The organism is Actinoallomurus rhizosphaericola, from assembly GCF_024055675.1.
GTDB lineage: Bacteria > Actinomycetota > Actinomycetes > Streptosporangiales > Streptosporangiaceae > Actinoallomurus > Actinoallomurus soli.
This window is the reverse complement of sequence record NZ_JAMXMW010000017.1, coordinates 203,268-214,190: the sequence shown is the minus strand read 5'-3', so window position 1 is coordinate 214,190 and position 10,923 is coordinate 203,268. Positions and strand designations below refer to the sequence as shown.

General features: G+C 70.7%; 10 protein-coding genes. All 10 read left to right on the top strand.

The window, feature by feature from the left end:
• Nucleotides 1-7: 7 nt before the first annotated feature.
• The 10 genes from NE234_RS32405 (at nucleotide 8) to NE234_RS32360 (ending at nucleotide 10,548) form a co-directional block, all read left to right on the top strand.
• A complete protein-coding gene (locus NE234_RS32405; protein ID WP_252784682.1) occupies nucleotides 8-1,390 on the top strand; it encodes a glycosyltransferase family 2 protein in 1,383 nt (460 codons plus the stop codon).
• Nucleotides 1,391-1,407: 17 nt separating this feature from the next.
• The gene (locus tag NE234_RS32400) at nucleotides 1,408-2,451 is read left to right on the top strand and encodes a Gfo/Idh/MocA family protein (protein WP_252784681.1); all 1,044 of its coding nucleotides are present in this window, start codon (nucleotides 1,408-1,410) and stop codon (nucleotides 2,449-2,451) included.
• On the top strand, nucleotides 2,448-3,302 hold the full coding sequence (locus NE234_RS32395) for a sugar phosphate isomerase/epimerase family protein (RefSeq protein WP_252784680.1): 855 nt from the start codon (nucleotides 2,448-2,450) through the stop codon (nucleotides 3,300-3,302). The genes NE234_RS32400 and NE234_RS32395 overlap by 4 nt, the downstream gene beginning before the upstream one ends.
• Nucleotides 3,299-4,306 carry a Gfo/Idh/MocA family protein gene (locus NE234_RS32390; RefSeq protein WP_252784679.1) on the top strand — a complete coding sequence of 336 codons (1,008 nt, stop codon included), beginning with the start codon at nucleotides 3,299-3,301 and terminating at the stop codon, nucleotides 4,304-4,306. Before NE234_RS32395 ends, NE234_RS32390 begins: the two co-directional genes overlap by 4 nt.
• 581 nt (nucleotides 4,307-4,887) lie before the next feature.
• Complete coding sequence (locus tag NE234_RS32385; protein ID WP_252784678.1) at nucleotides 4,888-6,390, top strand: endo-1,4-beta-xylanase; 1,503 nt, start codon at nucleotides 4,888-4,890, stop codon at nucleotides 6,388-6,390.
• Nucleotides 6,391-6,596: 206 nt separating this feature from the next.
• Nucleotides 6,597-7,709, top strand: coding sequence for a hypothetical protein (locus NE234_RS32380; protein WP_252784677.1), 1,113 nt, complete (start codon nucleotides 6,597-6,599; stop codon nucleotides 7,707-7,709).
• A 227-nt stretch (nucleotides 7,710-7,936) separates the two neighbouring features.
• Nucleotides 7,937-8,125, top strand: coding sequence for a hypothetical protein (locus tag NE234_RS32375; RefSeq protein ID WP_252784676.1), 189 nt, complete (start codon nucleotides 7,937-7,939; stop codon nucleotides 8,123-8,125).
• Nucleotides 8,126-8,188: 63 nt separating this feature from the next.
• Entirely contained in the window at nucleotides 8,189-8,833 is a 645-nt protein-coding gene (locus tag NE234_RS32370) for a TetR/AcrR family transcriptional regulator (protein ID WP_252784675.1), read from the top strand.
• A 98-nt stretch (nucleotides 8,834-8,931) separates the two neighbouring features.
• Nucleotides 8,932-9,204, top strand: a complete 273-nt coding sequence (locus NE234_RS32365; RefSeq protein ID WP_252784674.1) for an alpha/beta fold hydrolase — start codon at nucleotides 8,932-8,934, stop codon at nucleotides 9,202-9,204.
• 66 nt (nucleotides 9,205-9,270) lie between these two features.
• Nucleotides 9,271-10,548 carry a transposase domain-containing protein gene (locus tag NE234_RS32360; protein WP_252784673.1) on the top strand — a complete coding sequence of 426 codons (1,278 nt, stop codon included), beginning with the start codon at nucleotides 9,271-9,273 and terminating at the stop codon, nucleotides 10,546-10,548.
• Nucleotides 10,549-10,923: the final 375 nt, after the last annotated feature.

Below are 10,923 nucleotides of genomic sequence, written 5' to 3'. Positions count from 1 at the left end.
GGATCCCGTGCCGAGCAGCGTGGACTATCTGCGCCGACTGCGGACCCCCGCCCCCGTGGCGCACCGCGACGCGGCCGGGCCGGGCGTCACCGTCCTGGTCCCGACCTACACCGCCCCGGAGACGGACCGGATCGAGAGCCTGCGGCTCTGCGCCGACAGCGTGCTGCGCGGCGGCCCGGCCCGCGGCGGCCTGCCGGTCTCGTTCGTCGTCGTGGACAACGGCCTGTCACCGGCCGCCGCCCGGCGGCTGGGCGCACTTCTGGCGGCCACCGGCCGCCCCCATCACATCGTGCGGAGCCCGAGCCGCCCGCCAGGCGATCGCTACACGGCGGCACACGCGCGGAACGCTGGCCTGGCCTACCTCGCCGGTCTGCCGGCCGACTCACCGCTCCGCCATCGGTACCTGCTGTTCCTCGACGACGACACCGCGCTCGCCCCGGACGCCCTCGAACTCCTGATCGCCACCCTGGAGACCCGCGGGCAGGCCGTCGCGGCCTGCCCGCGGGTCGTCCCCGTCGCCGATCCGGCCCGATGGCTCCATCGGCCCCGCCCGGGGCCCGCCCCGGCCGCGGTACGGCTGCCCGGCGCGCTGCGCGATGGCGAATACGACCTGTTGTCCACCACGTCGCACGGCAGCCTGGTGACCGGCCGTACGGTCGGGCTGCTGGTCCGCCAGGGGCCGGTGCTGGCGTCGGCCCGGCGCCACGGCCCGTTGTTCTACGAGGCGACGCCGTACGGCAGCACCGAGGACATCCTGGTCATGGCCGTCCTGTCGCACCTGGGCGAGCTGTGGTCGGTGCCCGCCGCCGAGGTCGCCGACGAGACCCGCAAGACCCCTGGCACGACCCGGGCGCAGCAGTACAAGTGGGGCTACGACCACGCCTGGCTGAGCAGGGCCATGTCCGACGCCGGTCTTCTCCGGCCCGGCGTCCACACGCTGAGCTGGACGCCCGGCCACGGATGGCGCTACGCCCGGCACGCCTGGGGCCCGGTGACCGGGTTCCTCATCAATCCCGACGAACTCGCCCTCGGACACCGGATGCTGTCGACCCTGACCGAGCAGCGATCGGTCGCCGCCGGCATGTTCGGCCCGCGGGCCGGTCAGATCACCGCGGGCACCCGGCTGCTGGGCCGGATCCTGCGACGGTGGCGGACCGGCCCCGCGCCCGAGGAACAGACGCCCCGCTCCGACCTGCCGCCCCTGGCCGGGCGTGACTGGGCCGGCCTGCGCGACGGGCTCGACGCGCTGGTCGGCCACCTGGCCGGAAACGCCGTCGGCAGTCTCGACAACCGCCCCGGCCCGGACGGCGTTCCCCTCTCCTTCCTCTATGGCGCCCGGCAGCCCGCTGTCCAGGGAGCGCCCGCGCTGACCACCCAGACCACCTCCTGACCCGAAGGGAGCGCCAGATGGATCTCAGGATCGGCATCGTCGGAGCCGGCTTCCTCACCCGTCACTCGCTCATCCCGGCACTGCGCTCGGTTCCGAACCTGCGGCTGGCCGCCGTACTCGACACCGAACCGGAAGCCCTGCGCGCGGTGACGGCGATGTGCTCGGACGTCGAGACGTACACCGACGAGGACGCCTTCTTCGACGCCGGGCTCGACGCCGTGCACGTGGCCACGCCCAACCACCTGCACGAGCACTTCGCGGTGCGGGCGCTGGACTGCGGGCTGGCCACGCTGATCGACAAGCCGCTGGCGCACATGGTGACCTCCGCCCAGCGGATCCTCGCCGTCGCGGCCAAGGCCACGGCCCCGGCCCTCGTCGGCTACATGTCGAAGTACAACGTCTACAACCGCGAAGCGCGGCGGCTGGTGCGCTCCGGGGCGATCGGCGCTCCGCGTGCCATGTCCGCGGCCCGGCTGGGCTGGCGCAAGTACGACTGGCGCAGCCGCCGCCGGTTCAGCGGCCTCGGCTGCCTCGCCGACCTCGGCATCTATCCGGTGCTGACGGCCATCGACCTGTTCGGCGAGGATCCGGTGCGCTGCCAGGGCACGCTCTGGCCGGTGAACGATCCCGAGTGCACCGACCTCCACGCGCAGGCGACCCTCTGGTTCGACGACCGGCGGTATCTGCAGTTCAAGACGGCCGCGACGTTCAACGAGGAACCCGCGTCGGCCGAGGTATCGGCGTACACGCTGGTCGGGGAGGAGGGCATCATCCAGGTGCGGGACTCCTGGGCCATGAGCGGTGCCGGGCATCTGGAACTGTGCGACGGCGGCGGCTGGCACCGCGCCGATCTGGTGCCCACCGATCCTTACGCCGAGCAGTACCGGCTCCTGGCCGAGTGCGCGGCCGGCGCCCCCGTACCCGAGGAGGTGGGCCTCGCGCGCGGGCTGGCGGACCTGGAGATCCTCTACGCGATCGCGGACAACGCCGCCGGGGCCGGCGGGGTCACGCCCATCCGGCACTCCCCGGCCGGGAACGGAACCGAGGCGGCAAGATCATGAAACTCGTCATGCACAGCTACTCGTTCCGGAACTACCCGATCGAGCACGTCTTCGCCGTCGCACGGCACTTCGGCTTCCCCGCGGTGGAACTGGCCTCCTGCCACTTCGACGCCGCAGAGGCCCGGCGCGACCTGGCCGCGGCGGTCCGGCTGGGCCGACGCTTCGGCGTGCACATCCACTGCGCCGGGTACTACGGCGACTTCATCGCCGACGGTGCCGTCCGCACCCGATCCATCGAGCTCGTCCGGGCGGTCATCGACGCCTGCGCGGACAACGGGATCGATCTCGTCAACGGGTTCGGCGGCTGGCTCGTGCGCGACGAGCCGGACTGGCGCCGCAACGGCAGCGCCATGGCCGGAGAGCGGGAGTACGAGCGCGCCGCGGCGGCCTATCGCATGCTCTGCGAGTACGCCGCCGAGCGTGGGGTCCGCGTCTCGGTGGAGGTGCACCCCAACACGGTCCACGACACGATCGAGGCCGCGCTGCGGCTGCGTGACCTGGTGGGCGGCGACTCGTTGATCATCACCCCGGATCCCGCCAATTCGTACATCCTCTCGGAGCCCGACCGCGATCCGGGCATCCTCGACCGGCTCGGTCAGGTTCCCTACTTCCACCTGAAGAACTGCCGGCCGGCCGACCCGTGCCCCGACTTCACCGTGGGTACGGCGGACGGGGCCATCGACAACCACCGCTGGCTGGAGAAGCTGAGTCTGCTGAAGGTGCCCGCCGTGTGCCTCGAGTACTGCGGAAGCGGCGACCCCCACCCTCCGATCGCGGCGGCCCGCGAGTACGTGCACGACTGCCTGCGGCTCGGCGAAGCCCTCCGGGACCACGGCCGGGGGAGCTCATGACGATCACCTGGGGCGTTCTCGGCACCGGCTGGGTCGCCGGAGTCTTCACCGAGGACCTCCTGCTGGCGGGCCACCGGGTCGCGGCCGTCGGTTCCCGCGACCCCGGCACCGCGGCGGCCTTCGCCGCCCGGTACGGCATCGGCCGCGCCTACGGGTCATACGCCGAACTGGCCGCGGACGACCGGCTCGACATCGTCTACGTGGCGACCCCGCACAGCTCGCACCACCCGCTGGCCCGGCAGTGCCTGGAGGCGGGCCGGGCGGTCCTCGTGGAGAAGCCGTTCACCACGAACCCGGCCGACGCCCGGGATCTCGTGGCGCTGGCCCGCGGCCGTGGCCTGTTCCTCATGGAGGCCATGTGGACACGCTTCAATCCCGTCATCGTCAAGCTGCGGAGCCTCGTCTCCGAAGGCCGCATCGGCGAGATCAAGGCCGTGTACGCGGACTTCTCCGTGGCGCACGACTTCGATCCCGCACATCGCCTCTGGGCCCCCGGGCTGGGCGGCGGTGCCCTCCTCGACCTCGGTGTGTACGCGCTGTCGTTCGCCTCGATGCTCCTCGGCCGGCCCGACTCGGCCGAGGCGATGATCGCGCCCGCGCCGACCGGGGTGGACGCCAACACCGGAATCCTGCTCGGGTACGGCTCAGGGGCGGTCGCCCTCCTGCACTGCGGGCTGCTGGCCGAGTCGCCGCAGGCGGCCACCGTCGTCGGGACCACGGGGTGGATCGAGGTCGGCACGCCGTTCTTCCGCCCGACCCGGCTCGTGCTGCACCGGCACCGGGCCGCCGCCGAGACGTACAGCGCGGACATCCGCGGACACGGCTACGTCCACCAGGCCGAGGAGGTGGCCCGCTGCCTGCGGGCGGGCCTCATCGAGTCGCCGATGATGCCGCTGGACGACAGCCTCTCAGTGCTCGACACCGCCCACGCCGTGGCTCAGCGGTCCACGACCGCTCGGCGATCGATTCTCGAGAGGACCCCGTCGACCTCCGGTACGCCGTGAACGGCGGCGGCGCCGGCCAGGGTGGGGTCCGGGCCTCGCGCCGGACGCGTCCTCGGGCACGGTAGGCGGAAATGTCATCGCCGACGATCCGGGCGGTCGATCGAGTCCCTTTCTTCAGAGGGCCGGTCAGAGGTGGTGGTGGGGCGGAGCAAATATGAGGCGGGGAGATAAGTCAAGGGCCCGATGCGCATCGTGAGAACGCGGCGAGGCCGAGTGCGGCTCATCTGGTGTTATCCGCCCGGACACACCTGGCCGGTGAAGCGCCCGGATGAAAGCTTTCATCGTCGATCGGTGCCCTGGCGGACGGCATCGAAAGTTTTCGATGCAGTCATCGCCCACTGGAAGGGGTCCGTGGTGGGGGCGGACCGGGATGAGCATCCGAAATCTTTTCGAAAGTCTTGACACATTTTCTGGGTGTTACTCACACTGAGTCCCCAAGGCGGTCGGGCCCGCCAGACGTGGCAAGGCCCGCCAACTGGCGACGCCTTGGTGGTGGGCGTCCCGGCGAAGGGACGCGGCGTCGATTCCGCGGGGATATTCCCCGTTTCCGGCCTTTCCCCTGCAGTTATGGAGGCTCAGGAGTGAGCACCAAAGAAACACCCGCCCCCGGAACCCGGCGATCCGTCCGCCGCTTCCGCCGGGCCCTGGTCGCCCTCGCCCTCGGCGTCGCCGGGACGACAGGCGTCGCGCTGGCGGTGGCGGTCCCTTCGAACGCCGCGGCGAGCACGCTCGGCGCGGCCGCCGCGCAGAGCGGGCGGTACTTCGGCACCGCCATCGCCTCCGGCAGGCTCGGTGACTCGGCGTACACCACGATCGCGGGCCGCGAGTTCACCATGGTGACGCCCGAGAACGAGATGAAGATCGACGCCACCGAGCCCCAGCAGGGCCAGTTCAACTTCAGTGCCGGTGACCAGGTCTACAACTGGGCGGTGCAGCACGGGATGCGGGTCCGTGGCCACACCCTGGCCTGGCACAACCAGCAGCCCGGCTGGATGCAGAGCCTCAGCGGCAGCGCGCTGCGCCAGGCGATGATCAACCACATCAACGGCGTGATGGCCCACTACAAGGGCAAGCTCGCCTACTGGGACGTGGTGAACGAGGCCTTCGCCGACGACGGCTCCGGGGGGCGCCGCGATTCCAACCTGCAGCGAACCGGCAACGACTGGATCGAGGTCGCCTTCCGCACCGCGCGGGCGGCCGATCCGAGCGTCAAGCTCTGCTACAACGACTACAACATCGAGAACTGGACCGCCGCCAAGACACAGGGCGTCTACAACATGGTCAAGGACTTCAAGTCCCGCGGCGTTCCGATCGACTGCGTCGGCTTCCAGTCCCACTTCAACAGCGGCGACCCCTACAACAGCAACTTCCGCACCACGCTGCAGAACTTCGCCGCCCTGGGCGTCGACGTGGCCATCACCGAACTGGACGTCCAGGGCGCCTCGGCCACGACCTACGCCAACATCACCAACGACTGCCTGGCCGTCTCGCGCTGCGTCGGCATAACGGTCTGGGGCGTACGGGACAGCGACTCCTGGCGGTCCGGCGACACCCCGCTCCTCTTCGACGGCAACGGCAACAAGAAACCGGCCTACAGCTCTGTCCTCAACGCCCTCAACGCCGGATCATCCACCAATCCGACCCCGACCCCGACGCCGACTCCGACCCCCACCCCGCCCGGCGGCGGCGCCGGACAGGTCAAGGGCGTCGCCTCCGGCCGCTGCCTGGATGTGCCCGGCGCGAGCACGACCGATGGCGTTCAGCTGCAGCTGTGGGACTGCAATGGCAACAGCAACCAGCAGTGGACCTACACCTCCGCCAACGAGTTGCAGGTCTACGGCAACAAGTGCCTTGACGCCGCCGGCACCGGCAACGGCGCCAAGGTACAGATCTACTCCTGCTGGGGCGGCGACAACCAGAAATGGCGCATCAACTCCGACGGAACCATCGTCGGCGTCCAATCCGGACTGTGCCTGGACGCCTCCGGCCAGGGCACCGGCAACGGCACCCAGATCCAGCTGTACTCCTGCTGGGGCGGCAGCAACCAGAAATGGACCTGGGACGGCGGCACCGCCTCCCAGTGAAGTTCCAGCGGTGCGTTGATCGCGCCGAAGCCTGATCGCCCTTTCTGACGAGAGAAGCCTCCGGCGCGGCGAACCCGCCGCGCCGGAGGCTCGTCACTTTCGTACGGTCCGGTGGTGAACCCGATCGCGGTGGGATTCGTATGCCTTACCAAGGGGTCGGCCTGTCGCCGATACCGCCTGCGTGAGGGGCGATAAGGAGAGCGATCTTGTCTTCGCAGTCAGGACCCGGCGACCGCGTGGAGTCGCTCGGTATCCGTCAGCCGGTGGAACTGCCCAAGGTGGACATCGATGAGGCCGGAGACCTGGCGCCGGCCGGCGGCGTCGAGCCGGCCCAGGAGGGCGACGGGCCCGCCACCGAGGACGAGAAGGCCGGAGAGGCGTCAGAGCCGCCGAAGGACGGCGAGACCCCAGAGCCGCCGAAGGATGGCGAGACTCCAGAGCCGCCGAAGGACGGGCCGTCGACGGCGAAGGAGAAGGAGAAGAAGGAGGACGCCGCCCCGGACGCGGACGTCGCGGTGGCGGCCGTCCCGCAGGGCGGTGCGGCGAACGGCGATGAGATGCCACCGGACCGGCCGAAGAAGCCCGTTCTGGCCGCGGTCGCGATCGGCGGGGTCGTCCTGCTCGCGATCCCGATCCTGCTGGTCGACACGGGCTCGCGCCACGCCAGGAAACACCCCGTTTCGGCGGCGGCCGACAGGGTGCTGTCCGGCAACGGCCAGCAACCTCCGCCGGGCGCGTACACCTCCATGTCCCCGTCGGCGACCCCGACCTCGGCGCCCTCCGCGACGCCCTCCGCACACGCGACGCACAAGCCGGCGTCCGGCAAGAGCGCCGCGCCCACGGCCTCCGGCAAGTCTTCCCCTCGCGTCCAGGCGGCCCATAAGGGCGGTTCCTCGGTCAAAGCGGCCGGCAAGAGCGGTTCCGCGGTCAAAGCGGCCGCCCACAAGGGCGTTCCGGCGAGTGAGAAGCCGGTGTCGGGCGGGAACCCGTGGGCACTCGAAGTGCATGCGCCCTACGACCTCAACCCGGGTAAGACCCTGCGCACGAACCGCCTCGCGCTGACCATGCAGAAGGGCGGCAACCTCGTGCTGCGGGACCCCAGCGGCAAGATCATCTGGTCGACCGGGACGCATCACGCCGGTGCGTACGCCGAGTTCCAGACCGACGGCAACCTGGTCGTCTACATCAACGGCCGGCAGGCGGTCTGGGGGGCGGGAACGTTCGGTCACGATGGCGCGACGCTGGTGCTCCAGGCCGACTACAACATGGTGATCTACGACGGCCACAACGCGCTATGGGCGACCAATACCTACAGGTGACCCCGACCGTCCTCCGCTGCGCCGCTCCTAGTCCCGGGTGAGCGAGAGCAGATGCTCGCTCCTGCCCCACAGCTGACGAGAAATGTTCTCGTCGAGGGTCTGGGGATGGGCGCGCTCGGCGGGCTTGCGCTTCTCGTAGTAGCTGCCGAGAGCCGATCCGTGCCGGGGCGGCCCGCGAGGCCACCGCCTGGGAGCGTTTCGCCGCGTACGTCGAGGGTCTGAGCGCCTTGGGGGCCAGTGACGCGGTCCTGCGCGACGCGCTCACCGGGCGCTCAGAGCCCACCCCGCCGCTGCACGAGGTCTGTCGGCAGGGCCTGGAGCGCGGGTTCGCCCTGATGGGGGAGGCGCACCGGGACGGGACCCTCCGAGCGGATTCCGGGCCCGACGACCTGCTGCGAAACCGCCCGGTTCCGTAACGAACCGGTTCCGGAACTCTTTGGTACGGTGGTGACACCGCGACTCCTGAGGACGATGCCCCGATGGCTGTGAGCAGGGATGAGCGTGCCGCGCCCCAGGGGGTGACCCGCCCCGCACGCCCGCTCGGCCGCAAACGCGACCACAGCCGCGACGCCGAGATCCTCCAGGCCGCCCGCGACGTGCTCGCCGAGACCGGTTATGAGGGCATGACGGTCGACATGGTCGCGGTCCGCGCCAAGGCCGGGAAGGCCACCGTCTACCGGCGGTGGGCGACCAAGGAGGACCTCGTCCTCGCCGCCGTCGCGTGCCTGAAGGACAATGGGCCCGACTCCGGAGAGCTGCCCGACACCGGTACCCTCCGCGGCGATCTCCTTGCCATGATCGATCCTCACTGGCTCGGCACCAGCGAACGACGGACCAGGATCCTGGCCGGTCTCGCGTCAATGATCGCCCAGGCTCCCGAGCTCGCCCAGGCCGTCAACAGTGCGCTCGTCGAGCCTTCGGCCGCCGCCTACCGGCACCTCATGCGACGAGCCGTCGACCGGGGTGAGGTCTCGGCCGACGCCGACGTCGACACCGTCGCGCAGGTCATCCCCTCCATGGCCGCTTACCGCGTCATGTTCATGAACGGCACGGTGGACCGCCCATTCATGGAGAACCTGATCAACCGGGTCGTGCTCCCGGCCCTCGGCCTCGGCCCCTCCTGAAGGCCAGGGTCCCTCGTGGAAGGAGGGCGACCTGCAGGTCAGACCGCGACTCCTTCGGCGGTCGGTGGCCGTTCGTGCGCTGCGGGAGTGCCGGAGCCTTGTACGCCGCCGCTTACGACACGCCGGACGCGATCCGCGCGGGGAACGGCTGGTACCAGACGTTCCAGCAGGACATCGCCGACCTGAAGGACTACTCCGTGCTGACCATGCCTGTGCTCGCGCTCGGCGGCCTGTATTACCCGCTCCTGGTCGCGCAGATGGAGGGCAAGGCCACCGACATCCGCTTCCCCGAGTTGAAAGGGGCGGGTCACTACCTCGCCGAGGAGCGCCCCGACGAGATCGTTCGGGAACTCACCGGGTTCTTCGCGTAATAGGCGACCCACTGGCCACGATGTGTCACGGGTTCAACACAGGTGCCGCGGAGCAATATCCCTTACGTGGCGAGGCTCCGCGAGCAGGTCGGCGACCTGCTCGCGGACCGGGTTGCGGTCGGCGTGCTGATCCGGGCCTTCCCGCCAGAACTCGTCGATCGCGTCGTGGATCGGCTCGGTGTGCGGGAGCAGCGCATGCGCGCGCTGCCGGCCCGGCTGATGGTCTACTACGTGCTGACCATGGTCATGTTCTTCCGGTCGGGTTACGGCGAGGTCTGGGACAAGCTGGTCTCGGGGCTGGCCTGGGCGTACCCGTTCACCGGCGAGCCTCCCCGCGAGATGCGGCCGACTCCGGCCGCGATCACCTATGCCCGCAAGAGACTCGGCTCTCAGGTGATGGCCGCGTTGGTGGAGGAGGCCGCCGGGCCGCAGGTCCGGGAGGAGCCCGGGCATCTGCGCGTCGGCGGGATGCGGCTCGTGGCCCTGGACGAGGCGCCGCTGAGCCTGCCGAATACGCCCGGGAACGTCAGCGTGTTCGGCTACCCGCCCGGCGACTCTGAGCCGGACCCGGTCCCGCAGGCCCGCGTCGTGGCGCTCGGCGAGTGCGGGACGTCGGCGATTCTCGGCGCGGGCGTGTCCGGCGCGGCCTTGGACGAGACAGCGCTGATCCGCGGGCTCCTGCGGAAGCTGGAATCCGGTGACCTGCTCCTGTTCGGCGGCATGCTTCCCGCTTACGACCTGCTGGGGGAGGTCATCGCGGCCGGGGCGCACGTGTTGTGGCAGGCGGGGCCGGAGGACGACCTGCCCAGGCTGAGCACGTTTCCCGACGGCACCTACCTGTCCCGCCTCGCCGACCCGGCCGCCCAGGCCGGCTCCGGCGACGCCTCCGGCCTCGCGGTCCGGGTCATCCCCGATGTCGGCGAGGCCCCGCCGGCCGCGGGGAAGCCGGGGAGGCTCCTCCTTGTGACCGACATCCTCGACGCCCGGGTGCTGCCCGGGGAGGCGTGCGTCGCGGCGCATGCCTCCCGCTGGCGTCTCGGGGACTGCTTCAGCACGCTCGACCTTCTGCCTCCCGGAGGGTCGGCGGTGACGCTCCGGTCCAGGGATCCCGACCTGATCCGCCAGGAGGTGCACGCCATCCTGTGCTGCTATCAGGCGGTGCGGCTCCTCGTCAGCCGGCGTCCGAACGGCCAGACCGTTCCCGCGGCGATTTCCCATCAACCGGCAGAGGCTCGCAGATCGGCTCGTGCATTACCCGCCTGGGCGCCCGGGGCCGTCGTCGGGCTGGCCCGGGACCTGAGGCGCAGGCGATTCTCCGGGCGAGCCGGCCCTCCTGAGGCCTAGGCGATTCTCTCGCCGAGCGGGCCCGGGGGGGTCGGTATGGAGGGGCCGTCGGCAGCATTCGACCGTGAGCGGCCCGGCCGGGAGCCGGCGTTGTGGGTCGGCGGAGCGTGTGACCCGCAGGTTGGCCCGCGGACGGACGACCGATATCGACCAATTTCGTCGTCCAGTATCGCTCGATCCCGCCCGCAATGGTATTAAGTTAACGGGGAATGGCCGCGGAAACGACCTGACCGTTCGAGCGGTGGCCGACAAGGGGCCGCACTGCCTGCCGGCAACTCCGCGGCACCCATGGGGGACCGGTGACGCACTGGGGCCTCCCCGGTGCGTCGTCCGCTTCCGCGACCTCGCGGGCCTGCCCCGCATCGTCGTCTGCCC